At 68.7% G+C, this 25,120-nt stretch carries 24 protein-coding genes and 1 pseudogene; 10 read left to right on the top strand and 15 right to left on the bottom strand.

The features are described 5' to 3' along the window. The first annotated feature begins 74 nt into the window (after nt 1-74). Nucleotides 75-644 (top strand): TetR/AcrR family transcriptional regulator, encoded by a 570-nt coding sequence (locus E5679_RS20175; protein ID WP_171042493.1) that lies wholly within the window; start codon nt 75-77, stop codon nt 642-644. Further along, nucleotides 644-1,753, top strand: coding sequence for a glycosyltransferase (locus tag E5679_RS20170; protein ID WP_138419267.1), 1,110 nt, complete (start codon nt 644-646; stop codon nt 1,751-1,753). The genes E5679_RS20175 and E5679_RS20170 overlap by 1 nt, the downstream gene beginning before the upstream one ends. 78 nt (nt 1,754-1,831) lie before the next feature. Here E5679_RS20170 and E5679_RS20165 read toward each other — a convergent pair whose 3' ends face one another. Both E5679_RS20165 and E5679_RS20160 read right to left on the bottom strand, forming a co-directional pair. Next, nucleotides 1,832-2,500, bottom strand: a complete 669-nt coding sequence (locus tag E5679_RS20165) for a response regulator (RefSeq protein ID WP_138419265.1) — start codon at nt 2,498-2,500, stop codon at nt 1,832-1,834. After that, nucleotides 2,488-4,479 (bottom strand): sensor histidine kinase, encoded by a 1,992-nt coding sequence (locus tag E5679_RS20160; protein ID WP_138419263.1) that lies wholly within the window; start codon nt 4,477-4,479, stop codon nt 2,488-2,490. The genes E5679_RS20165 and E5679_RS20160 overlap by 13 nt, the downstream gene beginning before the upstream one ends. Before the next feature lie 147 nt (nt 4,480-4,626). Between E5679_RS20160 and E5679_RS20155 the strand changes: the two genes are divergently transcribed. The 4 genes from E5679_RS20155 to E5679_RS20140 all read left to right on the top strand — a co-directional run bounded on the left by E5679_RS20155 (nt 4,627) and on the right by E5679_RS20140 (nt 8,500). Next, entirely contained in the window at nt 4,627-6,060 is a 1,434-nt protein-coding gene (locus tag E5679_RS20155; RefSeq protein ID WP_138419261.1) for a DUF4386 family protein, read from the top strand. A gap of 190 nt (nt 6,061-6,250) precedes the next feature. Next, nucleotides 6,251-6,811 (top strand): sigma factor, encoded by a 561-nt coding sequence (locus tag E5679_RS20150; RefSeq protein ID WP_138419259.1) that lies wholly within the window; start codon nt 6,251-6,253, stop codon nt 6,809-6,811. 231 nt (nt 6,812-7,042) lie between these two features. Next, nucleotides 7,043-8,260: an IS110 family RNA-guided transposase gene (locus tag E5679_RS20145; protein ID WP_171042495.1), complete on the top strand. Its 1,218-nt coding sequence runs from the start codon at nt 7,043-7,045 to the stop codon at nt 8,258-8,260. A 135-nt stretch (nt 8,261-8,395) separates the two neighbouring features. Further along, on the top strand, nt 8,396-8,500 hold the full coding sequence (locus E5679_RS20140) for a sigma factor-like helix-turn-helix DNA-binding protein (protein ID WP_138419257.1): 105 nt from the start codon (nt 8,396-8,398) through the stop codon (nt 8,498-8,500). Between the two features lie 596 nt (nt 8,501-9,096). Here the strand turns inward: E5679_RS20140 and E5679_RS20130 are convergent. Together E5679_RS20130 and E5679_RS20125 are read right to left on the bottom strand one after the other, a co-directional pair. Next, on the bottom strand, nt 9,097-10,776 hold the full coding sequence (locus E5679_RS20130) for an ATP-binding protein (protein ID WP_138419255.1): 1,680 nt from the start codon (nt 10,774-10,776) through the stop codon (nt 9,097-9,099). After that, nucleotides 10,730-11,206, bottom strand: a complete 477-nt coding sequence (locus tag E5679_RS20125; protein WP_171042492.1) for a helix-turn-helix domain-containing protein — start codon at nt 11,204-11,206, stop codon at nt 10,730-10,732. The genes E5679_RS20130 and E5679_RS20125 overlap by 47 nt, the downstream gene beginning before the upstream one ends. Nucleotides 11,207-11,330: 124 nt before the next feature. Here E5679_RS20125 and E5679_RS20120 point away from each other — a divergent pair, with 124 nt between their 5' ends. From E5679_RS20120 to E5679_RS21005, 4 genes are read left to right on the top strand one after another with little or no spacing between them, the layout of a single operon-like run. Further along, nucleotides 11,331-11,762: an ester cyclase gene (locus E5679_RS20120; RefSeq protein WP_171042491.1), complete on the top strand. Its 432-nt coding sequence runs from the start codon at nt 11,331-11,333 to the stop codon at nt 11,760-11,762. Then, complete coding sequence (locus tag E5679_RS20115; RefSeq protein WP_138419248.1) at nt 11,759-12,493, top strand: M20/M25/M40 family metallo-hydrolase; 735 nt, start codon at nt 11,759-11,761, stop codon at nt 12,491-12,493. Before E5679_RS20120 ends, E5679_RS20115 begins: the two co-directional genes overlap by 4 nt. Beyond that, nucleotides 12,400-13,035: a M20 metallopeptidase family protein gene (locus E5679_RS20110; RefSeq protein ID WP_249336256.1), complete on the top strand. Its 636-nt coding sequence runs from the start codon at nt 12,400-12,402 to the stop codon at nt 13,033-13,035. Before E5679_RS20115 ends, E5679_RS20110 begins: the two co-directional genes overlap by 94 nt. 11 nt (nt 13,036-13,046) lie before the next feature. Further along, the gene (locus E5679_RS21005) at nt 13,047-13,205 is read left to right on the top strand and encodes a hypothetical protein (RefSeq protein ID WP_171042489.1); all 159 of its coding nucleotides are present in this window, start codon (nt 13,047-13,049) and stop codon (nt 13,203-13,205) included. 272 nt (nt 13,206-13,477) lie between these two features. Here the strand turns inward: E5679_RS21005 and E5679_RS20105 are convergent, their stop codons facing one another. From E5679_RS20105 to E5679_RS20055, 11 genes and pseudogenes are all read right to left on the bottom strand, one after another. After that, the gene (locus E5679_RS20105; RefSeq protein WP_138419246.1) at nt 13,478-13,795 is read right to left on the bottom strand and encodes a hypothetical protein; all 318 of its coding nucleotides are present in this window, start codon (nt 13,793-13,795) and stop codon (nt 13,478-13,480) included. Between the two features lie 247 nt (nt 13,796-14,042). Then, complete coding sequence (locus E5679_RS20100) at nt 14,043-14,747, bottom strand: L-ribulose-5-phosphate 4-epimerase (protein WP_138419245.1); 705 nt, start codon at nt 14,745-14,747, stop codon at nt 14,043-14,045. Beyond that, the gene (locus tag E5679_RS20095) at nt 14,744-16,402 is read right to left on the bottom strand and encodes a xylulokinase (RefSeq protein WP_138419243.1); all 1,659 of its coding nucleotides are present in this window, start codon (nt 16,400-16,402) and stop codon (nt 14,744-14,746) included. The genes E5679_RS20100 and E5679_RS20095 overlap by 4 nt, the downstream gene beginning before the upstream one ends. A 157-nt stretch (nt 16,403-16,559) precedes the next feature. Next, nucleotides 16,560-17,768: a cupin domain-containing protein gene (locus E5679_RS20090; RefSeq protein WP_138419241.1), complete on the bottom strand. Its 1,209-nt coding sequence runs from the start codon at nt 17,766-17,768 to the stop codon at nt 16,560-16,562. After that, nucleotides 17,765-18,793: an aldose 1-epimerase family protein gene (locus E5679_RS20085; RefSeq protein ID WP_138419239.1), complete on the bottom strand. Its 1,029-nt coding sequence runs from the start codon at nt 18,791-18,793 to the stop codon at nt 17,765-17,767. The genes E5679_RS20090 and E5679_RS20085 overlap by 4 nt, the downstream gene beginning before the upstream one ends. Nucleotides 18,794-19,191: 398 nt before the next feature. Beyond that, nucleotides 19,192-20,235, bottom strand: coding sequence for a LacI family DNA-binding transcriptional regulator (locus E5679_RS20080; RefSeq protein WP_138419237.1), 1,044 nt, complete (start codon nt 20,233-20,235; stop codon nt 19,192-19,194). A gap of 41 nt (nt 20,236-20,276) precedes the next feature. Continuing rightward, nucleotides 20,277-21,506: an ROK family protein gene (locus E5679_RS20075; protein WP_138419278.1), complete on the bottom strand. Its 1,230-nt coding sequence runs from the start codon at nt 21,504-21,506 to the stop codon at nt 20,277-20,279. A 133-nt stretch (nt 21,507-21,639) separates the two neighbouring features. Then, entirely contained in the window at nt 21,640-22,527 is an 888-nt protein-coding gene (locus E5679_RS20070; protein WP_138419235.1) for a carbohydrate ABC transporter permease, read from the bottom strand. Between the two features lie 5 nt (nt 22,528-22,532). Further along, nucleotides 22,533-23,441 (bottom strand): carbohydrate ABC transporter permease, encoded by a 909-nt coding sequence (locus tag E5679_RS20065; RefSeq protein WP_138419233.1) that lies wholly within the window; start codon nt 23,439-23,441, stop codon nt 22,533-22,535. Beyond that, a complete protein-coding gene (locus tag E5679_RS20060) occupies nt 23,438-24,817 on the bottom strand; it encodes an ABC transporter substrate-binding protein (protein ID WP_138419231.1) in 1,380 nt (459 codons plus the stop codon). Before E5679_RS20060 ends, E5679_RS20065 begins: the two co-directional genes overlap by 4 nt. 88 nt (nt 24,818-24,905) lie before the next feature. Next, nucleotides 24,906-25,120: pseudogene (locus E5679_RS20055) on the bottom strand (sugar phosphate isomerase/epimerase); the annotation flags it as partial.

Raw genomic sequence — 25,120 nt, 5'->3', positions numbered from 1 at the left:
TCATGTGAACAGCCATTGACGCCAAAAGCATATTGGTGTCAACTGGTATTGCCATGAAAAGCAGCCGGGGCTATATGATGCGTTCGCGTGCTGACGCCGTCGAAGGGAACCGCCAGCGGATCGTCCGCGCGATGTTCGACCTCGCGGAAAGCAAGGGGATCCCGGAGACGTCCCTCGGAGATGTCGCGGCGGCCGCTGGGGTGAGCGTGCAGACGATCCTTCGGCAGTACGGCAGCCGCGAGGGCCTGATCGAGGCAGCGATCCAGTACGGCAGCCAGCGGGTGGTTCAGGAACGCGCAGCGCCGGTCGGAGACGTGGGGGCGGCGGTGAGAGTGGTGGTTGACCACTATGAGGAGCGCGGGCGATCCACTCTGCGGATGCTGACCCAGGAGTCGACGTATCCTCAGGTCGCTGCAGTCACGCAGGTTGGACGGGATGTGCACCGGAAGTGGGTCGCTGACGTCTTCGAACCATACATCGGTGCCGATGAGAGGCTGATCGACCTCCTGGTCGTGGCGACGGACGTCTACACGTGGAAACTGCTGCGGCTCGACCGCGGCCTCCCACGCACGGAGACGGAAGAGCGGATGAGGGCGCTGGTCTCTGCCGTCCTCTCGAGTGCCGACGGCGAAGGAGGCCGATGATGGGATCCATCCTCTTTGCGACCTGGGACGGCGGAGGCAATGTCCCACCCGCGCTGGCTCTGGCCGCCGAGCTGGCCAGCCGCGGGCACAGCGTCCATGTCGTCGGCCACTCGAGGCAATCCGGAGCTGCGGAAGCGGCCGGTTTGGAGTTCACCGCCTACTCGACGATGCCGCCCGTCGGCCCGAAGGCCGAGGCGTCGCTCCCAGCGATCATCAACCTCTTCGGGGACCGGGACCTGGGAGCGCAGGTGGCGGCGGCCGCAGAAGAGTGCGGGGCCGACACCGTCGTCGTGGACTGCCTCCTTTGGGGCGTCATGGATGCCATGGCTACAAGGGGCATCCCCTACGTCGTCCTCGAGCACCTTTACGATGCTTTCCTGCGTGGTCCCCACCTCAGAGGGCCGATCGGTCTCGCAATGCGGCTGAAGGGGCTGAATCCCAGGCGCCTGCTCGACGGCGCGAGGCACTGCATCGTCGCCTCGCTGCCCGAGCTCGACCCGGCCGGCGCGCGCGCGACCCCGCCGAACCTGACCCACACGGGCCCGTTTGTGGCTGGCGAGCCCTCCGCGCCGCGAACCCCGACCGTCTTGGTGAGCCTGAGCACCTTCGGGTACCACGGACTGGCCTCGGTCTGGCAGCACACTCTCGACGCCGTAGCCGACCTGCCGATCAGAGTGGTCGCAACAACCGGACCGGCGATCGAATCATCTGCCCTGACCGTCGGGGCGAACACGGACCTGGTCGAATGGGCCCCACACAGGGAGCTCATGCCCGAGGTCAGCCTGGTCATCGGCCACGGCGGGCACTCCACCACTATGCTCGCCCTCGCCCACAGCCTGCCCCTGCTCGTGATGCCCGTATTCAAGCCGGTCGATCAAGTCATGGTGGGAACGTCCCTGCAGTCCAGCGGAGCAGGGATCCTCCTCAAGAAATCCGCTTCCAAGGAACGGATCCGCCGCGCCGTCGTCGACATCCTCTCCGATCCGGCGTACCGAGGCGCGGCGGCTGAGCTCGGCACGCGCATCAGGAGAATGGCCGGCCTCACCCGGGCTGCCGATCTCCTCGAACCCCTCCTGGACGGCAGGGGTCCGGAGGGCAGCACGAACTGATCCGGTGTGAACCGGTCCAAGCCCCTTCGTTGACCGTAGCGTCACGTGGAACTCGCGGCGGGAGGACGGTGTGCGGAGTCAGGGCCCTGTAGGGGTGTCGAGTGCCCGAGCCCGGAGATAAGCCAGGACCGCGAGGACGCGGCGGTGCTCGTCTTCTCCTGCACCGGCCAGTCCGAGCTTGGGCAGGATGCTGGCCACGTGGGTCTCGACGGTCCGGGCTGTGAGCCAGAGACGTCGGGCGATGGCTCCGTTGGTGAGGCCTTCCGCCATCAGGGAGAGCACCTCGAGCTCGCGGGGAGTGAGCCGGGCGAGGGGGTCGGCGGGGTGCCGGCCGGAAATGAGCCGGGAGACGACCTCGGGATCCAGGGCTGTCCCCCCGCGGGCTACCCTGTGCAGCGCGTCGAGGAAGTCGTCGACGTCGAGGACGCGGTCCTTGAGCAGATAGCCGAAGCGGCCTCCCGCCACGAGGTCCACGGAGTGCAGTGTCTCGATGTGCTGTGAGAGCAGCAGGATGCCGAGCCGGGGATGCCGGGAGCGGATCCGCTTCGCCGCCCGGGCGCCGTCGTCCGTATGATCGGGGGGCATACGGACGTCGATGATCACCACGTCGCATGGGGTGGTCTCGACGGCGGACTCGAGCGAGGGCGCATCGCCTGCCTTCGCTGCGACGTCGAGGCCCCGGTCCGTGAGCAGGCTTGCGAGTCCCTCTCGGAAAAGGGTGGAGTCCTCGCCGATCACGACGCGCATGGCAGTACCGCCTCGACGAGGGTCCCCGCGTGGGCCGGGCTGTGGATGCGCAGGGTGCCCCCTGCCGCGGCGACCCGGTCGGCGACCCCGGAGAGTCCCGCGCCGTCGGCCTTCGCCCCGCCGCACCCGTCGTCGGTGACGCGCACGGTGAGGAACGAGTCCGCCCCTGCCACTTCGACTCCGATCCGGGCGGGGCCCCCGTGCTTGACGGCGTTGGCGACGGCCTCGGCGATGACGAAGTAGGCAGTGGTGGCGACGTCGTCGGGGAGGTCGCCGGTGCGCACGTCGATGGCGATGGGGATGGGCGAGGAGCGGGTGAGGCTCGCCAGCGCTGGGGCGAGGCCGTCGTCGAGGCAACTGGGCCTGAGGCCGTGGGCGAGGGCACGCAGCTCGGCGACCGCGGTGGCGAGCTCCGCAACCGTCTCATCCAGCAGGCCGTCGACGTCGACGTGGCCCGCCTTCAAACGTCCTTGGGCAATCCGAAGTGCCATGCCGAGGCTCACAAGGCGTTGCTGGGCGCCGTCATGCAGATCCCGCTCGAGCCGCTCCCGCTCGGCGTAGCTGGCCTGCTGCAAGCGCTTTCGGCTCGCCTCGGCCTCGTGGAGTGATTGGCGCACCTCGATCCTGAGTCGGGTGACCTCGACGAGCAGGGCCGACGCCGCCGCGACCTCGCGCAGGAGTGCGGGACTCGTGTGCGCGGCACCGTAGATCGAACCGATCGTGCGGCCGTCCAGAACCACGGGAATCGCGGGGCCTTGGACCGGAGCGGGCGGAAGGGGTTCGCTGCCGACGCCAATCAGGCCCTGTTGCCCGGGCACCACGAAGCCGAGGCGCAGCGCCGGCTCTGCGAGGCCGGACCTCAGCGCCGCCTCAAGGTCCTCAGGCACTCCGGCACCTGAGTGCGTGCGGGAGGCGAGCTGGGCGATGGCCTCGAGCGTCTTCGTCCGGGCCGGATACACCCAACGGTCGACGGCGGTGCGCAGCCGCCTGCGCAGGGGGGCGAGCGCGGCGGCGGCGACCGCCGTCGTCAGGGCGGCAACCAGTGGCGACGCTCCCCCGACCGCGACCCCGGCCGCCGTCACGCCTGCCGTGTAGACGATCAGGAGCCCGACCGTCATGGCACCGTAGGTGAGGGCCGCGCTCGTGAGCCGCTCGACGTCGTAGAGCCGGTGCCGCAGCACTGCGGTCGCGGCGGCGGCGGGGATGGCGATCCACATAGCGGCCAGGCCGATCCCCGCGAGGGCTGGCCCTCCGAGGGTGAGGTAGCTGATCCAACACAGGACCAGGGTTGCTGGGAGGGTCCCGGCGGCGAGGGCGAACCACTTCAGCTGGGCGCGCTCGACCGTGCTCCTCGAACGCCGGTACCGCAGGACAAGGGCAGACGCGCTCGTCGCCAGCACTGCGAGCCAGGCGAAGAGCAATGCGAAGGCCACGATCATGTAGGGCACCATCCAGGCCCCGGACGGGACCCCGAACACGTGCTCACTTTGCGTGAACGGCGCAGGGAAGGGATCGGGGCTCATGCCCGCAGCGACCTCGAAGGCCACCGGCAGGACCAGCACGCCCCAGACCACTCGCCTCCACGCCCGGGACAGCAGCCGCCCAGTCGGGAAGTACAGCATGAGCAGTGCGGGCGCGACGTAGATCCACATCCACAGGCCCGGAATGAAGGTCACCACGAGGTCCGAGACTGGCAGCGCACCTGGCCGATGGGCCAGGGCATCCGGGTAGAGGCCTGTGAAGGCGATGAGTCCAGGCGGGACCCCGAAGAGGCACAGGAGGGGTCCGACGACGTTCCCGGACGCCCGACGCATCACGAACCACCCGAGCACGAGAGAGGGCACCGCCAAGATGACGGCGGCTCCCGCGATGAGCGCGTCCTCGAGCGCGCGTGTCATGAGCGCGAGGACGGCGCTTCCCACGAGGAGGACCACGGCCGCGGCCGTGGCGCCCCAGCCCAGGCTGCGCACCCGCCACACGCGTCAAGCGTAGGCTCCGTCGCGGCCTGCGGCCATCCGTGCAGGCACGGAGGAAAGTACCCGTGCCCACCACCATGACTAGCGCTCGAGCCCGCCGGACGCTGGAGGCAACGCTCCCGTTCGGGAGCCATCTGGAAGGGGCGAATCATGACATCGAAGGAAGACTCCACGGCTGTGGCGGCGGCCCGCTCCTTGCCCAGGGTTCGGGACCTTCGGACATTCTGGCGGCGCGCGTTGGCCGTGATCGCGCCCATTCCCGGGCTGGCCCTCGCGCTCGAGATCGGAGGCGCGCCCGGATCGCCCGGGGACGCCCCGGACCAACGGCTGAGCGCCTTTGCTGCCCACCTCGGCCAGGCGGACTTCTCGCTGTGGATGGGCGTTATCGCGATCCTGACTGCGGTTCCAGCGGTCATCGCTGCTGGCTGGGCGACCCGCCGGGCCGCGCCACGGCTGACGGTGGCCGGCGGGATGCTGACTCTGATCGGGTTCTCGCTCGCGCTCGACGTCGCGGACACGAGTTCGATCCTCTACGTCGCCGCGCGCGACGGGCTCAACCGGCAGGCCACCGCGCAGCTGACCCAGTTGGTCGGCGAGCATCCGGCTGCGATCGCGGCGCTGGTGGGCTTCTTGGTGGCGCAGGCGGCGGGCCTGCTCGTGCTTGGCATCGCGCTGTGGCGGACGCGCCTCGCGCCAAGATGGGCGGCCGCCGTATTGGCAGTGTCCGGCGTCGCTCACGTCCTCGCCCCGGGCAGCATCGGAAGCGGCCTCGCCTGGGCAGCAACCGGTGTCGGCTTCGCCGGGGCGTCCGTGGCACTCTGGCGCATGGGCGACGAGGACTTCGATCGACCACCAGTGGGGGCGGATCAGCCCGCTCAGGCGCAGGCCTCCGGCGTCGGCCGATTCGACGCCAGGTCAGTGTGGCGGGTGCTGCTCGCGCTGACCGCACCGATGACGGCCGTGGTGATCGCCGTCCTCCGCTTAGCGCTGCCCTACAACACACTGGACGATGCCCGAACCGTCTTCGAGCAGTCCCTCGCACACCAGACCTTCGACACCGTGGCGCTGTGGGCCGGACTGCTCCTGGCTCTGACCGCGGTCTGCGGCCCCCTCGCGGTCGTCTGGGTCAGCCGCAGGCGAACACCCATACTGGCATCCATCGGCGCGTTCCTCGCCGTCCCCGGGTTCATCGCCCTCGCGGGCCAGGGGTCGGCGCAGAACGTCATCACCCTCCTCGCCGCGCAGGGCAAGACGGACCCGGGCATCGCCTACACCGTGGCCGACGCCGTGCAGTCCCTGCCGCAGTCGGGCGCGCTCGTCGGCGTTTTCGTCTTCGGACACCTCATCGGCACGGTCCTTCTCGGCATGGCACTGTGGCGCTCCCACACCGTCCCGGCCTGGATCGCCTGGGCCCTGGCTGTATCGCAGCCGATCCACCTCCTCAGCGCGATGACCGGCAACCACCCCCTCGACCTCCTCGGCTGGGGCCTGACAGCCCTCGGCTTCGCGGCCGCCGGTCTGGCACTCCTGAGGATGCGCAACGACGAGTTCGACCTTCCACCGACCGCGGACCAGAGACCCTGACCTGCCCGGACTCGAAGCCCCGAGAACGTCCGCCGTGAGGAACGGCGGGCTCCAACGTGGTGGATTGGCGACGAGATCCGGGAACGGGATTCCTCCGTTGCCTCTTGAGCTGGCCGTTCTTTGCTCCTACGCTTGCCGAACAGCTTCCAGCAGCGGGCGTTGATCCGGCCCTTCCGCCCCGGGGACGCCCATGACACATTCAGAAGCCAGCGAGGCGCCGGCAGCGCTGGCTGCCGGCGCACCACCACAGCCATGTGGCACGGCCGGCGAAGGTATTGCCGATCTGTCCCCCGTCGATCTCGTGCTGGAGTACCTGGGCGTGGCCGATGCGATGGCGCGCCGGCTCTGGCGCCCCGGCCATCACCGGGACGACCTCCGTCAGGTCGCGCGCCTGGGCCTGGTCCATGCGGCACTTCACTACCGGGCAGAGATAGGGGAACGCTTCGTCCCCTACGCCGTGGCCACGATCAGCGGGGAGCTCAAGCACTACCTGCGGGACCAGTCCTGGGCCGTCCGTCCCCCTCGCGGGCTTCAGGAGCTCCGTCTGAAGATCAACTCGGCGCGTCCTGCCCTGACCCAGTCACTCGGGCACAACCCCACGGCAGCGGAGCTAGGCGACGCATTGGGCGTCCCCGCCGGCAGGATCAGGGAAGCCCTCCTCGCTGACGCTTCTTTTGTCCATGACGCCCTCGAGCAGTTCGACACCTCCGAGGGCGAGGAGGACCCTCGGGCCTTACCCATTACCTTCTAAGTGATCCCGGAATGCCGGGGTTGGTCGCTGAGTCCGGTATGACTTTTTTGCCCTGTCGTTCCATGATCCGGGGGGTGATGTCGCCGGACGCAGAGACGTCGGGTGACTGCTGATAGGGACGCGGCCGAGCCTTGCGCTCAGGTCTCTTCGTAATGTGGGTGCCAGGACCGGGCGTCGTGACAGCGGCCGAACCTGCCCTGCAAAGGAGACCCGAGACCGGTGGCTGGAGAAGTGGTAGACACGAGCGGCATCGCTGTCTGGTGCGGCCTGGACGTCGGCAAGGAGGAGCACCACGCGTGCGCCCTCGCCGCCGACGGCACGCGCCTGTTCGACAAGCCGCTCCCACAGGACGAGGCCAAGCTCCGCGAAGTCTTCACCAGCCTGCAGGCGCACGGGACGGTGCTGGTGGTCGTCGACCAGCCCAACACGATCGGCGCCCTCGCGATCGCAGTCGCGAGGGACTGCGGCTGCCAGGTCGCCTACCTGCCGGGCCTGGCCATGCGCAAGGCCGCCCGACTCTTGCCCGGGGACGCGAAGACCGACGCGCGAGACGCCTACGTGATCGCCACCTGCGCGCTGAAGATGCCCGACACGCTGCGGGCCGTCGATCGCGACAGCGAGGTCCTGGCCTCGCTGAAGGTGCTCTCCGGCTACGACGACGATCTCGCCCGCGAGTGCACCCGCTCGATCAACCGCCTGAGGTCCCTGCTGCTGCAGATCCACCCGGCGCTCGAGCGCGTCTTCGCCGGTACCAGGCTGACCAACCAGCTCACCTTGGACCTGCTTGTCCGCTACGGCGGCCCCACCGGGCTCCGCAAAGCCGGAGCGGCCAAGGTCCGGGCATGGGCCCGCAAGACCAAGCACCGCGGTGTGGACGGGCTCGTCGATGACGTGTTCGCGGCCCTTGAGCAGCAGAGCGTGACGGTGATCGGCACCGAGGCTGTCGAGACCGTCATCCCGCGCGTCGCCGCTTCGATCAAGTCGCTCAAGGCCGAGCGGGCCGAGCTCGCGAGCGAGGTCGAGAGGCTGCTCGATAACTTCCCTCTTCGCGAGGTCTTGATCTCGATGCCAGGAGTCGGGACCAAGACCGCAACGACCATCCTCCTGGCCATCGGCGACGCCTCCGCCTTCCCGACCGCAGCACACCTGGCCGCGTACGCCGGCATCGCTCCGGTCACGCGTCGCTCGGGCAAGTCGATCCGCGGCGAGCACCCCGCACGCTCCGGGAACAAGCAGCTCAAGAACGCTCTCTTCCGCTCCGCTTGGGTCGCATCGAACTGCGACCCCGACTCCGCGGCCTACTACCAGCGCAAACGCGCCGAGGGGAAGAAGCACAACGCCGCCGTCATGTGTCTCGCACGGCGCCGCTGTGACGTCATCCACGCCATGCTCCGCAACGGCACCCTCTACACACCCCGCACGCCCCGGACAGTGCCGACCGCCGCTTGACTAAACCCATAGGGACACCCCCCAGTTCCGGGATCCCGGCTTCGAGATCGTCGAGCAGCTGCTGGACCTCGAGCACGCGCTCAAGGACCTCAGCGAGGTGGATAGGCAGCTCCTGCACCTGCGGTTCGCCGCGAGATGACCCAGTCCGAAACCGCTGCGGAGCTCGGCGTGAGCCAGATGCAGGTCTCCCGCCTCATCCAACGGATCCTCGTCCGACTGCGGCACCAGGTGCAAGACTAGCGGCCTCCGGAAGGGACGCGAGGTCTGGCCTCCATCCCACAGGGAAGGGAACGTCGCCCGCGTCCGAGCACAGTCCCAAGCGAGCCTCATCCGGCATCCGTCCAACGCGTCCAGACCGCGCGCCTGAGGGACCGCACTGCGAGCATGCCGGAGGGCTTTTCGGTTCATGCAGGCGGAACCTGGCTGTCCATTGGCATGACCCGCAGGGGCGCAGGCCCGGCGCGGGGCCGGCGGAGCCGAAGGGTCTTTCGGGGCGCCGAGATCGACCTGCATGATCGAGTACGCCGTGCCGTCCGGGCCGAAGGAGACCGACGGGTCGGAGGCGCGGTCGTAGGCCGAGGGCCGCCCGGGGCGAAAGCGCTGAATGGTTGGGTGGTCTCGTTCCAGGCCTTCCCGCCGTTGATGGTGTAGCCGGCGACGAGCCCATGGGGAGCCGCCGTCGGACCAGTGGTCCTGCTGCCAGGCGCCGATGATGTTGTTGGGGTTTGTCGGGTTCACCGCGCGAGGGAGAGGGTCGAACCGTTCCGAAAGTGACACGCCGGACTGGCTTTGCCGTCGACTCGCCCTTAGCCGGTGAGCGGTCGTGGCGGCTAGGTTCAGGGGATGCGAGGGTCATCCATGCCCTCGCGCCAGCCAGCCTCGAACACTTCGGTGCCGCGGAGGGGTCCGAGATGTCGGGCGGCGAGGATGGCGTCGAACGGGTGCGGAGCCACACCCAGCGAGCGGCGCAAGAGAGAGGCGATCGCGATGAGGGCACCCGCCCGGCGGGGATCGCCCGTCAGGGCTGCGACATGGGCTTGGCCTTCGAGGGTCTCGGCGAGGCCCCAGCGGTCATCGGCTTCCCTGACTATTGCGAGGCTGTCCTCGAGCACTCGGGTCGCGCCGTCGAGGTCCCCGCTCAGGAGCCGGACTGCCGCCAGATGCCTGAGCGCACGGGCGCGGTACGTCTCGTCGCCGAGTTCGGCGAACATGTCTCGGGCCGTGGAGAATCGGCGGGCTGCCTCGACGAGGTGGCCTGAGTGGGTGAGCCCGGCGCCGTCGTTGAGCGTCGATATGGCGACCAGCCACGGCTCCCCGGCAAGCCCCCGTGCGACCGCATATGCCTCGCTCAGCAGCGCGGAGGCTTCGAGAGCGCGACGGTCTGCGAGGGCGATCATTCCGCGGAGCGTGAGCGCGTTGCGTCGTTCGACCGCTCCGCCTGCCTCGGCAAGGCGTCGCAGCTCGCTCGCGTGGATCCGCGCCTCGGCGTAGTCGCCCTGGTGGTACGCGAGCCAGCCCGCTCCCCACCGGGCACGGGCAGCGAGGGCGGGATCGGCGTCGCCCGTGAAGGCGATGGCGGTGCGCAGCCATGCTCGCCCCTCCGAGAGCCCGCCCTCCCATAGCCAGAACATCCACAGCGAGGTGGCCAGCCGCAACGCCTCCGCTCCCCGGCCGGAGTCGGTGAACCGGCGGAACGCGAGGCGGAGGTTGCCCAGGTCCGCGGAGGCCTCCCGGTGCGCTCCGCGCTGGCCCGTCTGCCTGATCGCTGTCGCCGCGGTTTCGGCAGCGCCGAGGAAGAACTCGGCATGGCGGTCCCGGGCGCTGTCTTCATCGCCGGATTCCACAAGCCTCGCTGCTCCGAACTCTCTGACTGCGTCGAGCATCCGGTACCGCCCATGCGCGTCGGTCGGTGGCGGCGCGACTGTCAGGCTCTGGTCCACGAGGGCGCTCATGTCAGGGAGCGGGTCGCGGCCCAGGACGGCGCAGGCGGCGGCGAGTGTCCAGCCGTCGAAAACCGCGAGCCGCTCGAGAGCCTCCCTCGCCGTCTCTCCAAGGAGGGAATAGCTCCATGCGATGGTGGCCTCGATCGTGCGGTGCCGTGCCTCATCGTCGACCGGTCCCCCGGTGAGGATCTCGAGCTGGAGGCCCAACCGCTTCAGGAGGTCTTCCAGGCCGAGGTGGGCGACCCGGGCGGCGGCGAGCTCGAGGGCCAGCGGGACCCCTTGCACCCGCGCGCAGATCTCGTCCACGAGGTGCAGCGAGCCCGAGAGGTCGATCCCCGGCCGCGCGGCCGCGGCCCGCTCGATGAACAGCTCGCGTGCTGCGGGCGCTGCGAGTGGTTCGACCGGCTGGAGGTGCTCCGCGAGCAGCCGCAACGGCGTCCGGCTGGTTGCCAGAACACTCGTGCCGGGGCAGCGTGCCAGGATCTCCCCGACGAGCGGCGCCGCGCCGACGACTCCTTCGAAGGTGTCACAGACCAGGAGCAGCCGGCGGTCCCCGATCGCCGCGCACACCATGTCCGTCCTCGAACAGCGGCGCGCACTTCTCGGCAGCCGCAAGGGCAAGCCGGGTCTTGCCCACCCCGCCCGGACCGGTCAGGGTCACAAGCCTCTTCGAGGGGTCGCGAAGGCTGGCAGCGAGAACGTCCAGGGCCTCCGTGCGCCCCAACAGCGGGGTCGGCGACAAAGGCAACGCCGCCATCCGTCCGCCGGGTCGGGCGATCCCGCGGGCAACAACGGCAAAAAGCTCCTTCTGCGCCTCGCCCAGGCCGAGCGCATCGGCCATACGCGCCGCGGTGGCGGGATAGAGACGCCGGCGGAGGCCGCGCTCGGCATCGCTGACTGCACGAACGCTGATGCCGGCACGCTCGGCGAGTTCCTCCTGGGTCAGCCCGGCCGCGATGCGCAGCCGTCGGAGCTGATAGGACAACGACGCCTCAGCCTCCATGGGAAACCTTCCTTCCACACCAAGGGTAGGCCAACTCGGTGGGCAAGTCGGTGGGTTCGCTTCGTGGCCCTGGGCCGCCCGGCGGAGCACGATGTCTTCACCGGAAACTCTGAAGGAGGACCCCATGTCAGCAGAGGCATCCCGCAGCCTCGTACGCCGTCTCTACGACGAGGTGCTCAACGGGCGATCACTTGAGGTGATCGACCAGATCGCCGTCGAGGACTACATCGAAAACGACCCCATGCCCGGGCAAGGCGAAGGCCGGTCCGGACTGCGCGATCGGGTGTCGATGCTCGTAACGGCGCTGGAACCGCGCTTCACGGTCGAGGACGTAATCGCAGAAGGCGATCGCGTCGTCGTCCGTTGGCGCAACCGGGGGCGGCACGTCGAGCCGTTCCTCGGGCTCCCCGCCTCAGGCAGGCAGTTCGACATCGCCGGCATCGACATCTACCGCGTTGCCGACGGGCGCCTCGCCGAGCACTGGCATGTCGTCGATCAACTCTCGCTGCTCACCCAGCTCGGGTTCGTCCGATCACCAGAAGGAGCGACACCGTGAACCGCGAGCCGACGACGGCGCTCCCACCGCCCGGGCCCGCGGAAGCTTCCCCGCTGGTCGCCCCGCCAGCCGTGGCCACGGCCGTGGAGCGCAATCTCGCGGCTCTCGAGCCCAAGCTCGTCGCCTTGCGTCGCGACATCCACGCCCATCCCGAGACCGGGTTCGACGTGGCACGCACCGCCGGCCTGCTGGCCGGCGAGCTGCGCGAGCTTGGGCTGACGGTGAGAACCGGCGTGGCGGGCGCCGGAGTGGTCGCAGACTTGGAGGGCATGAGACCGGGGCCCCGAATCCTCGTGCGGGCTGAACTCGATGCCCTCCCGATCCGCGAAGCCTCGGGTCTCGAGTTCGCGGCAAGAGGGCGGGCTGCACACCTGTGCGGCCATGACCTGCATCTCGCCGCAGCGCTCGGCCTCGCCGACGTCCTCGCCGGGCTGCGCGAGAGTCTTGCCGCCAGAGTGCGCTTCTGCCTCCAGCCCGCCGAGGAGCTCCTGGCCGGCGCACTCCCCATGGTCGCCGAGGGCGTCCTCGAAGGGGTCGACGCCGTCCTCGGCGCTCACGTCCTCTCCGCGCTCCCGTTGGGGACCGTCGTCGGAATTCCGGCACTGTCCTCTCGGGGGCCGACTTCTTCCGCGCGACCGTGTCAGGCGGGGCGGGCCACGCGGGGACTCCGGGGCAGTTCGCCGATGCGATCCTCGCGGCGGCCCACGTCACGACTGCGCTGCAGGCGGTGACCGCGCGCGAGACCCCTGCAGGCCAGCTGCTGGTGGTCGGGATCGGCGCCGTGCAGGGAGGGGAGGCCGCGAATGCGGCGCCGGAAGAGGTAACCCTACTGGGCAACGTGCGCTGGCTCGACGCGGCCATCGCGCAAACCGCCCGCCGACGGATTGAGGAGGTCTGCGCAGGTGTGGCCGAAGCCCTCAACTGCCGCGCTGAGATCGAGTGGACCGGCCACGCCCCGCCTTTGGTCAACGACGCCCGCCTCGCCGCCATCGCCCGCGAGTCGATCGCCGGGATTCCGGGGATGGACGATCTTGTCCAGATCCCGCCGTCCACGGCGAGCGACGACTTCGCCGAATTCTCGGTCCGCGTCCCCGGCCTCTATATCGGCATCGGATGCGGCGGGCGACGGCACGCCCCCCATCATCACCCGCGCTTCGAACCAGACGAACGCGCCGTCCTCCTCACCGCCCACGTGCTGTCCCGGGCGCTCCTCGCCCTCTTGAACCCTCACGACCAACAACCCGTCAGCCCTCTGCGCCCCGCCGACTGCTGAATGACGTCGGCATGGCATTCCTCCTGCGATACGAGAATGTCCACCTCATTGGCGCCCCGGCGCCGAGCTGGACGCATCTCCCAGGACCGCCGGCCAAGCACCCCTCGGGCTGCCATCTCTCCCTGCCGCTGCAGCCACCGACCCATCAGCGCCTCGTGCCGATCGGCTGAGCCGCTGTCCGGGAACCTCCCCGTGGCCACCCCAAAGGCACGAACGTGCTGGACCATCGACAGGAACGGCAGTTCCGCCCTTCCGCCCTCACCCGGGTCCATCCCAAAAAACTGGTGCATGATCTCCTGGTAGAAGCGTTCTATCCATGGGGGTCCTCCAATCCGCTGTACGCCCTCGCGGCCCCATGCTGCTCGGCGGGGCGGCCACGATCGTGTCCTCTCCAGGTAGCGGACGCAGGCCTTCCCGAGCGGATGGTCGGGGCCCATCTCCATCAGCACGTGCAGGAACGCGCCGATTTGGACTTCGCCCCCCGGGGGAAGCAGTCCTCGAAGACGTCGTAGACCGCAAGCACCGCCTCGCCGCTGCGGGTCAGCGCGTCCGCAGCGGCATCGGCGTCAGTTCGGACGCGGGCTCCCGGTACCCCATTTCGGGCGACACTGTGGGTGATGGTCTTGCCGCTGGTCCACCCTAGGCCGACCTCGATGACCATGCCGCCGGAGCGCCGCTGGGCCGCCTCAACGAGCTCAACAGGAATCTGCTCCAGCGCCCGTACGACGTCTGGCTCCTCGATCCCGTCCCCCTCAGCCACCCAGCCAAAGGCACAATCCCCGAGCTGGCCTAGGCGCCTCCCGCCAGCGGATCACGGCGAGCTTGTGCTACTTGACGGCGGCCGTCTGGGCGGAAGTCAAGGTGTCGTTGCTTCGGTGACTCGCGGGTCGCCACGTGCCCCACGACAGTCTTGCGGTGCACGCCGAGCGGCACTGGACGTACTCGAATTCGCGATCGCGTCCGGAACCGGAACTCGTAGGCGGCGAGGGTGGTGGTGAGCTTGGGCCTCAGGCCAGGGATCCTTCCGGGTTCTGTCCGTAGACGGTCTGGTAGCGGTCGAAGAGGGAATCGACCGCGCCCTGGGGGAGGGGCAAGGGCGTCCCGCCCTGGCGGGCGATGTGCACGGTGCGCGCGGCGTCCTCGGCCATGACCGCGGCCTTGACCGCGTCGCGGGCGTCCCTGCCGATGGTGAACACGCCGTGGTTCTGCATCAGCACGGCCCGGCTGCGGTGCCCGGCCAGGGTGGCCACGACCCCGCGGCCGATCGAGTCGTCGCCGATGATCGCGAACGGGCCCACCGGGATCTCCCCGCCGAACTCGTCCGCCATCGCCGTGATCACGCATGGGATGGGCTCCGCCCGGGCGGCCCACGCGGTCGCGTAGGTCGAGTGGGTGTGCACCACTCCCCCGACCTCGGGCAGGTGCCGGTACACGTAGGCGTGCGCGGCCGTGTCCGAGGACGGCGACCGCTCCGAGCCTGGCGTGCCCGGGACGACCTCGCCGTCGAGGGTGCACAGGATCATGCTCTCCGGGGCGAGCTCCTCGTAGCCGACCCCGCTGGGCTTGATCACGAACAGGTCCTCCCCGGGCACCCGCCCGGAGACGTTGCCGCCGGTCCACACGACCAGCCCATAGCGGACCAGCTCGCAGTGCAGGGCGGCGACCTGCTCGCGCACGGCCCGGATCGCCGGGCTCTCGTCTCTGATGGTCATGCGGTGGTTCCTTCCAGGGAGGTCGAGGCAGTGAGGTCGATGGCGCTCTTGAGGTCGACGGCGGCGGCCGCCTTCTCGATGGCCAGGCCGGCCCTGTAGTTCTCCAGGTATGCCGCGAAGCCCGCGACGTCCTCGGGGTCCGGGTGCGTGGTCTCGACGGCGGAGCCGGCGAAGACCCGCCGGGACAGGTACGCGTCGAGGTCCGAGTCGGGGCTGGCTGTGAGGTAGCCGGCGAGGACCGCGATCCCCCACGCGCCGCCCTCCGAGGCGGTCTCGGCGACGGAGACGGGTGCGTCCAGGGCGGCGGCGAGGAACCGCTGGGCGACCCCGGCGGTTCGGAACATGCCCCCGTGGGCGAACATCCGATCCAGGGCGACTCCCTCGGCGGCGAGGACCCGCATGCCCAGGGCCAGGGTGCCGAAGACGGCGTAGAGCTGGGCGCGGACGAAGTTCCCCAGGGTGAACCGGCTCTCCGGCGTCCGGACGACCAGGGGCCGTCCGCGCTCGAGGCCGGTGATCGGCTCCCCGGCGAGGTAGTTGTACGCAAGGAGGCCCCCGCCGTCGGGCTCGCCCGCGAGGGCCTCGGCGAACAGCGCCCCGTAGACCGCGTCCGGGTCCACCGGGGCGCCGGCGACGGCGGCGAAGCGGCCGAAGAGCCCGGCCCAGGCCGCGAGCTCGCTCGCGCCGTTATTGCAATGGACCATCGCCACCGGATCCCCCGCCGGGGTGGCGACCACGTCCAGCTCGTGGTGGAGGGCGGCCAGCGGGCGCTCGAGGACGACCATCGCGAAGATGCTCGTCCCGGCCGAGACGTTCCCGGTCCGCGGCGCGACCGAGTTCGTGGCGACCATCCCGGTCCCGGCATCGCCCTCCGGCGGGCACAGCGGGATCCCCGGGCGCAGGGCACCGGTCGGGTCCAGCAGCGCCGCGCCCTCCGCGGTGAGCGTCCCGGCCGGCCGGCCGGCGGCCAGGACCTCGGGCAGCAAGTCCGCCAGCTTGGGCACGCGCCCCCCGGCGAGCTCGTCGTAGCGGGCGGCCAGATCGGCGTCGTACGCCTTGGCCTCCGCATCGATCGGGAACATCCCCGAGGCGTCCCCCACCCCCAGGACCTTCCGACCCGTGAGGCGCCAGTGGACGTACCCGGCCAGAGTCGTGCAGAACCGAATCGAGGGCACGTGGGGCTCGGCGTCGATCACCGCCTGGTGCAGGTGCGCGATCGACCAGCGCAGCGGGATGTTCACCCCGAACAGCTCCGTCAGCTCGGCCGCAGCGGCCCCCGTCGTCGTGTTCCGCCACGTGCGGAACGGCACGAGGAGCTCGTCTTCGGCGTCGAAGGCGAGGTAGCCGTGCATCATCGCCGAGACCCCGATCGCCCCGAACGCCTCCGGCCGCACACCATGGCGGCGCACGGCGTCCGCAACCAGATCCGCGTAGGCTGCCCGCAGACCGCCCCAGACCGAATCCAGAGAGTACGTCCACATCCCGCTGGCGAACTCGTTCTCCCACCCGTGGCTGCCCACCGCCAGGACGAGCGAGGGATCCTCCGCATCCACCAGGCACGCCTTGATCCGCGTGGACCCGAGCTCGATCCCGAGCGCCGTGCGGGCCTCGAGAATGGCGTCGCGGCCGTTCACGGGCCTCCGCCGTGGCGCCATGTCGTTGCTCCTCACTTGCTTGTTGCCGCTTATGTCAATGGACGCAGGGGCCGGCGACATCGGTGGTCCGCGACCGGCTCGGGCTCTGTCGAGAACCTCGAGACGGTTAGGGGCACCGTTTGCGCAGGATCCCTTGGTTCACTAGCCGGTGATTGCTTCATGCCCCGCGGATTGCTTCATGCCCCGCGGACTTCAAGGAGGGGGCATCGGGGTTGATGTCGGGCCCGAAGAACTTGATCACGGTCATGTCGGTTGCCCCGGTGTTGGTGTACTCGAGGTCCTCAACGGCGCGATCGTGGACGACAAGAAGTTCGTCGGAGCCGGGAGCGTTGCCGACGACCTGCTGCCCTCCGATGCGGCCTTCGCCTCGCCAGACGAGGAGGTTGAAGACGCCGCGTTCCCGGCAGGTGTAGCTCTGTCCCGGTCGGATGATCAGGCGCTTTCCGCTGAACTTGGTGGAGCCGTAGAAGATCCAGGCCTCGCTTCCGGATTCAGATTCGTCGAAGACGACCGGGGGGATGTGGCGGTTCTCGTAGAAGTAGGGGTCGCCGTTGGCCTCCCAGTCCAGCCAGTCGAGCAGGGCGGCTTCTCCGCGCTCGTGCCTGTCGGTCTCGCTGACGTCCTTGAAGAGGAGGTCCTTGCTGATGATCTTGCCCGCATTGAGCGCCTGGAACATGGCTAGCGTGTCGGAGTCCTCCTGGAGCTCGATCGTCAGGGCGGTTCCCGGTGCGTGGAGAACGCCTGAGGGCAGGAAGAACCCGTCTTCGGGCATCTGCTTGTACGCGCGGGCGTACTGGAGGATGTCGTCGGAGTTCCACGCGACGAGCTGGTCGAGCAGGAGGTCCGTGTCCCGGGATGAGGCGATCCCGGGGTGGAGGCCGAAGAAGGTCTCGGGGTGCGGGCCCATACCAACGCCGGAGGGGAAGTAGTAGGCCTCATCCTTGGAGTTCCTGCCGACCTTGGCCGCCTCATCCTTGGGCGGGTGGATGTGGAAGGGAATGCGGGCTGCGAAGTCGAAGATCTTGGCGAGGCGTCCGAGCCCGCTGTGGGACCGGGCGTAGTCCTGGCCGAGGATGGCGATCGGGTCGGCGCTCACGGCTTCGGCGAGGTTGATGGGGCTCCCGCCTGCGGGGCGGATGTAGCTGATCCCCTCGTCGTCGGGCCCGACGGCGTTGTCCGCGTAGGTCGTCGAGCCCAGCCAGCGTTCGCAGATCGTGCCGCGGTCCCCGACGTCGTACTGGTCCTCTCTCAGCCCGAGGCGGCGGCCGGCGGGCAGCCAGTCTCGGGCGACCAGGGCCGCGTCGAGCGGGAGCACCCCGTCGTGTTCGGCGATTGCCTTGGCCAGCTGCTCGGCGATAGAGCTCATTCGGTGTGTCCTTTGCTCGCTGTGATCGTCAGTGTGTAGGTGCGGGAATCGCCCGGGCGGAGGGTGATGACCTCGCCCCGGGCCCGCGCGGCCGGGCGTCCGTCGTCCCGGGCCGTGGAGGGTTCGAGTCCGAGGACGTTGGTGCGTGCCCGGGGGAACTTCCAGACCACGAGCAGGGGCATCGTCTCGTGGCTCCATTCCAGGGTCAGGTGCGGATGTTCGGCACCTGGGCGGCGCACGGCGGCCTTGCCCGAGTCTGCGGGTTGGTTCGTTTCGACGTAGAGGACTTCCTCGGATGCCCTGGGAGACGGTTCGACCACTCGGCTCCATGCTTCGCCAGTGGGAGGCGCGTCGGCGCGCCATCCGGCAAGCGAACCACTCAGTTCAATGAGATCTCCAGGACGAATGAGCGGGAAGCCGAAGTTGGCGTGGTACCGGTACATGTGCTGTGCGTCCACGGAGCCGGTGTTGGTGACCGTGTCCTCGATGCGGAGAACGGGTGTGCCGGCGCGGGCGCGGATCGTTCTCCGCCGTTCGAGTGTCGGGCCCCCGAGGTCGGTTTCGACGACGCGGCCTTCGACCAGGATGTCGAGTTCGTCGCCTACCCATTCCCACCGATAGGAGACGTCCTCGGCCGGCAGGCTTGAGACCCTGCCGTGGAGGCCGAGCTCCTCCCCGTCCCTGGAGGCCGCACCGATGCTCGTCATCCCGCAGGTCGTCAACAGGCCGCCGCCGAAGGTCCGCGTCCAGCCCGATCCGGTGTGCTCGGCGAACGCGGGGCCCACCGGTCCTCTGGGCGAACGCCAAGCCAAGGGCTCGCCTCCGACCGAGGCGTAGCCGATGTCCATCCCCCGGTCGAGGAGCACGTCGAAGCCCATGCCGCCGACCACGCGGACCCCCAGGCCGCGCATCCCGCGTGGGGGCCCGTCGGTGAAGGCGAAGGGGGTGACGTCGACGAGCTGCCGGAGGTCGCCGACCAGCGATTCGACCTGCTGACGGGAATACTGCGCTCCGTCTATCCGCACCCGCTGCACCTCCGATTTTATACGTACCAAACAGATCCGAGGCTACTGCGCGACCGATGCTCTCGGCAAGGCGTCTGTCCTCCCGGGTGAGTGAGCATTTTCATCTGGCCGATTGTCAGCACGCCGAACGGACGGTCGAGGAAGGCCTCAGCCATACGGAAGCTTCGGCGCGCCCGTGCCAGGATCGGGATCGTCAACCCTGCCGTCGAGGGCGCTTTCAGAGCGTCTCCTCCCGGGCCGGGCTCCGTCGGCTCGAGGCGACGACTGGAGTCAGCTCGTGCCGGTCCAGGACCTGCTCGACATCCGCGCAGCAGGTCTGCCCAGGAGGGGTTCTGCACGTCGATCAGGGCCGACGAGGGAGCCTAGCGTTTAGGACGTCGGCCGTGGGCTGCCGCCCCTCATGGCCCGATCGGGGCAACGGACTCCCGGACCATCAGGCGTGGCTCCAGGATGACGGGGGCGGGGCTCGTCTCCGTGAGCGAGGCTTCGAGGGCGATGCGGGCGGCCTCGCGCCCGATCTCGAAGGGGTCGATGCGGACGGTGGTCAGGGCGGGCGAGAGGACTTCGGCGAATTCGCTGTCGTCGTAGCCGACGAGCGAGACATGCTCGGGGACTCTGACTCCGCGGCGGCTCAGGCCCCGCAGGACCCCGAGTGCGAGCATGTCGTTGGCGCAGAACACCGCACTGACGCTCGGATTCACTTCCAGGACTGCCTCTACGGCGGCCAATCCGTCGCGTCCTGTCATGGCTGGGACGTTGATTTCGGTCACGTGGGCGTCCGTGCCGGATTGGGCGTAGGCCTGGAGGAATCCGCGTGCTCGGTCGCGGCACGCCGAGATGCTGTGCGGGCCGTTCACGAACGCCACTTGGCGGTGGCCGTTGGCAAGAAGGTGCTCGGCTGCCAACCGGGCGCCTTGGACATCGTCGGCGCCGACGGAGATGACCTCGTCGGCGGTTTCAGCGTGGTCGAGGAAGACGAGCTTGGTCCCGCGGCGGCGGGCCCCTCGCAGGGCAGGGGAATCGGGCGCCACGGGGGCGATGAGCACGGCGCTGACCTGGTGGGATTCGAGGAGGCGGAGGAACTGCTCCTCCTTCTTCGCGGACTGCTCGGAGCTGCAGACGATGACAGGCTGCCCTTTGGCGGCGGCGATCTCCTCTGCGCCGCGGACGAGTTCGCCCCAGAACGGGTTGGAGATGTCCAGGACGATGAGCCCAAGGGCCGATCCCCCTCCGGCTCTCAGATCCCTCGCGGAGCGGTTGGGCACGAAGTCCAGTGATTCCATGACCGCCATGACCTTCTGATAGGTCGCGGGGGCGACAACGTCGGGATGGTTGAGGACGTTGGAGACGGTGGCTTGGGAGACGCCGGCGGCTGCCGCGATGGCGCGGGAGTTCAGGCGTTTCCCGGGTTCCCTAGTCGACGTGGTCTGGCTGGGTTCCACGCTCGCCCTTCCTGCAGCTCTTGGCTCGTATCAACGCAACTCTAGCCAGTCCGGCGGCTGTTTGCCGCCGCCTGCAGGAAGCCCCCTTGCGGCGATCGGGCGGCAGGATCCGCGAGAAGGGGTTCGAAGGCGAGCTCGGCAGCGCCGATCATCAGCAGATCCTTGCCGAGCTCGCTCCCTCGCACCCGCAGTCCTTCCATGGACGGACGGAGCGCCTGTTCTCGCAGCGCACTTTCCAGGAAGGCCGGATCGAGGGCCTGTAGTGTTCCCAGGAAGCCTCCGAGCACGATGACGCGGGGGTTGAGCGCATGGACGATGTTCCGAAGCGAGATCGCGAGGAAGGCAAGCTGGCGGCGCGCCTCTTCCATCACTGCTTCGGCGTTCGAGGGGGTGATGGCTGCGCTCACCTCTTCGGCTTCTGGGATCTCGCTGAGCCCGGGTCCGAAGGCGGCCAGGAGGAGTTCGCGGCTCACTTCCGTCTCCAGGCACCCCCGGGCTCCGCAACGGCATCGTCGACCCACGCTGTTTACAGCTGTGTGGCCGAATTCTCCTGCATATCCGTCCGCCCCACCCAGTGGCCGCCCATTGGCAATGACCCCTCCGCCGATGCCGCTGGGGCCGCCGTTGAGGTAGACCATGTCGCCGGTTCCCCTGCCCGCTCCGAACATGCGCTCCGCCAGGGCTCCGACGCTTGCATTGTTCGCGATGCTCGTCGGGATCCCTGTTGCTTCCTCGAGCAGGGAGGCCAAAGGTACCTCTTCCCACCCCATGTGGGCGGACAACCTCACTGCCCCGTCGGGGGGATGGACCAAGCCCGGCGCGGCAACGCCGATCCCCACGGGGAGCGGGCTCTCGGAGCCGATCCTGAGGCCCTCGATCACTTCAACAGCCCGCTCCGTAAGTTCGGACGGAGTCGGCGGGGAATCCAGCGGATAGCGGGTCCGCTGGACGAGCGTCCTATCCAGGGCGACCACTCCGACTGTCAGGGCGTCGGTCTCGGGGTGGATGGCGACGGCGACGGGCCGTCTGGTGGCGGTGACCATGGGGCTGGGACGGCCCGCCTGATTCGCGCGCTCCGGCTCGGACTCGAAAACCAAGCCCAAGCCGACCAGCTCCCCGACCAGGTCAGCCACCGTGGACCTGTTCAAGCCGGTTTCCCGCGTGATTTCGGCCCGCGGAACCCGCCTCTGGGAATGCACCAGCCGCAGTACGCGGGAAAGGTTCTCCCGGCGTATCTGCTCTTGACTGCTGGCCCTTGCGGCGTGCTCCATCGGGTCCAATCTGCTCACCCTCTTTCCCATCCTTCCTCATCCGGTCTCCCCCGAAGGGCCCCAATCGGCTGTCCCGAATCGTAGCTGCCCGCGCTCTCCGAACTCCCGTTCTCCCCGGACGAGGACGGCTCCATCACTTGCCGAAGCCGGCGGTGAGACCGGCGACCAGCTGACGCCGCCCGAGGACGTACAGGACGAAGATCGGCAGGGTCGAGAGCACCACGGCGGCCAGAATGGCCGGGACGTTGATGGTGAACTGGCCCTGGAATGTCCAGAGCGCCAGGGGCAGCACCCGCTTGTCCGGGCTCTGGGTGAGCACGAGCGGGAACAGGAAGCCGTTCCAGACGTTCAGCGCGTTGTAGAGCGTGACGGTGGCGATCGCGGGGCGCGAGAGCGGGATGATGAGGGAGAGGAACATCCGCCAGTGGCTGGCCCCGTCCACGCGCATCGACTCGAACAGCTCCCCCGGGATGTCCCGGATGAAGTTGACCAGGATCAGCACCGTGATGGGAATCGCGAACGCGATCGAGGGCAGGATCAGCGCCAGGAGGGTGTCGTAGAGGTGGGCCTGGCCGATCATGTAGTAGAGCGGGATGATGGTGGCCTGGAGGGGGATCGCGAGGCCGAGCAGGAAGAGCGAGAACGTCAGCCGGACCACGCGTGCGCGCGATCGCACTATCGCGTAGGCGGCCATCAAGGAGATCCCCACCGTTACCACCACGCTGGCCACCGTGACGACCAGACTGTTGGCCAGGTAGAGGAAGAAGTCGTTGTCGAGCACCGCCTGGTAGCTGTCCAGAGTCGGGTTGGAGGAGGGCAGAAGCGGGTTTCCGGTGTAGAAGTCCGACTGCTGTCCGACGCTGGTGATCACGATGTAGTAGATCGGGACGATGATGATCGCAAGCCAGACGAAGCCGCCTAAGCCGGCCAGGTAGTTCGGCCTGACCCTTCTTCCCCTGCCCGCTCGCCCTCGCTCGGCCGCGCTGACGGCTCGGCGTCTCTCCTGAAGAGTCGTGGCCATCGTTCTCAGGCCCCTTCCTGTTGGCTGGTCATGCGGCTGAAGCCGGTCAGCTTCGTCAGTCCCACAGCAAGGAGCAGGCCGATCACGACCAGGAGCATCGCCAGCACGCTGGCGTCTCCCATGTCGCTGGAGGCGAATCCCGTCAGGTACATGTCTAGTGGGAGCAGGCGGGTCGCGTACCCCGGGCCGCCCTGGGTGAGGATGTAGACCACGTCGAAGTAGGTCAGCGAGCCCACCACCATCAGTGTCGAGGACGTCACGATGGTGTAGCGAAGCTGCGGCAACGTGATGTGGACGAACTGCTGCACTCGGCTCGCACCGTCCAGTTCCGCGGCCTCGTAGAACGAGGCCGGGATCTGCCGCGTCCCGGCCTGATAGAGGAGCGAATGGAAGGGGACGAACTGCCAGGCGATGACGAACACCACGACGTAGAAGACCAGCTCGGGGTTTCCCAGCCAGTCCTGGGCCAGGGCAGGGATTCCGAACGCCTTGCTCAGGCCGAAGTTGGGATCCAGGAGCGACTTGAAGGCGATGCCGATGGCTGCGGAGGACAGGATCAGCGGCAGGAAGTACAGCGCCGCAAGCACAGCCCGGTAGCGCTGACGGCCGGCCGTGAAGACCCCGACCAGCAGGCTCAGGGGCGTCTGGACGAGCCAGGAGACGATGATGACCTTGAAGCTGAGCCACAGGGACTGGAAGGTCACAGGATCCGAGAGAGTCCGGGTCCAGTTGCCGAGGCCGGTCCAGGCCGGGGGGTTGATCCCGTCCCACTTGGTGAAGCTGAGCACCGCGGCGAGGATCAGGGGCACGATCGCGAAGATCAGGAAGAATGCCAGCGCCGGGGCGACCATCCAGGAGCTGGGCCCGGTGCGGAGGGCCTTCTCCGCACCGGACGCCGTCTTTGCTGTGCTCATTGTCCGATCGTCTTGTTCATGTTGTCGGAGAACTGCTGTGGGGTCTCGGCCTTGTTGAAGAGCAGGTCGAGCTGGGTCCAGAAGGCTGCCGAGGGGGCCGGTGCGAGGGCGAGGTCCCAGGACATCTGGAAGCTGGGCGCCTCATTGGTCATCTTGTAGATGGCCGCCGGGTAGTCGCCGGCCTTCTGGACCCTGTCGTCCAAGCCCTTGAGCGGAGGCACCTCGCCGCTGCTGATCATCCCGTCGACGTAGCTCTGGTCCCAGAGCCCGTTCACAAGGTAGTCCACTGCCGTCTTGACCTGTGCCGGTGTGGCCTTGGACGAGATCGACCAGTAGCTGGTCGGGTTGCCGGCTACGTCCTTGGGATCACCCTTGCCGCCGGGCACGGCCGGGAAGGCGCCATAGCCGAGCTTGCCACTGCTGATGAACTTCGGGTCGATCTTGGACACCGAAGGGTAGTCCCAGGCGCCCTGCATGAGAATCCCTGCCTTGCCGGAGACGAGCAGGGCGAGGTCGGCGCTGCTGTCTGCCTGGACGGAGGAGAAGCCGTCGACGAAGGCCCCGGCGTCCACGAGCTGCTGGATCATGGTGTTGGCCTTGATCACCGCAGGGTCGGACCAGGCGTTGGGCTTGTTGGCCAGGATGTTCTTGAACACATCGGGGCCGCCGAGCCGGTCGACGAGGTACTCCTCCCACATCAGGTATGGCCACTTGCTGCCGCCGCCGATCGAGATCGGGGCGGCGCCCGCAGCCTTGATCTTGGGGATTGCGGCGAGGAGGTCATCCCACGTCTGCGGCGGGTTGACCCCGGCCTTGGCCAGGACATCCTTGTTGTAATAGAAGTGCACCGGCGTGACCGGGGCAAGGGGGATGGCATAGGTCTTGCCGTCGATGACGCCCCCGTCAGCCACCGAAGGGGTGAACTTGTCCTTGAGCGCCGGGTTCTGCTTGACAATGTCGCTCAGGTCCATGACCTTGCCGGCGTCGACGTAGCCCTTGAGCACTCCTCCGCCCCAGTTGTAGATCAGGGTCGGCGCCTGGTCGGAGCCGATCGCCGTGCGGATCTTGTCCTTATACGCATTCGTGGCGAAGTAGGAGGCGTTGATCTTCTCGTCGGGGTGCGCCTTGTTCCATTCATCGAAGGACTTCTGGAACATGTCGTTGCTGGCTCCGCTGAGTGCCCAGGTCGTTATGGCAGTGCCGCCGGAGCTGTTCGAGCCGCCCGAGCTGCCTCCCATTCCGGTCGACCCGCAGGCCGCCATTCCCACGCTGAGGGCGGCAACGCCGACTGCGGCAAGCGTCCGCCGCCCTGCAGCGGCGGGGGATGCGAGGTTCCTCTTCCTTGTCGGAGAGCCGAGCCCGTGGAGTAGCTTCATTGCGTCATTCCTTTGTTCTTGTTGGTGTTCGGAATTCGAGTGCGATCCGTGGTCCGACGACTGGCAGACCGGGAAGAAGGGGGGAGATTCAGCGGGAGCTGAAGGCGGCGTCGAAGGCCGCGGCGGGCGGTGCGATCTCGGCGAGGCCGCGAACGAGGGCGAGCGCCTGCGGGGCGCCGATGAGCCGGTCCATCCCGGCGTCCTCCCATTCGATGCTCGTGGGCCCCTCGTACCCGATCGCGTTGAGGGTGCGGAAGATCGGCTCCCACTGGACGTGGCCGTGCCCCGCTGTGACGAAGTCCC

This window comes from Sinomonas gamaensis (assembly GCF_005876955.1).
GTDB classification, from domain to species: Bacteria; Actinomycetota; Actinomycetes; order Actinomycetales; family Micrococcaceae; genus Sinomonas; species Sinomonas gamaensis.
Note: the sequence above shows the minus strand (reverse complement) of the source record. Positions and strands in the feature narration are given on the sequence as shown.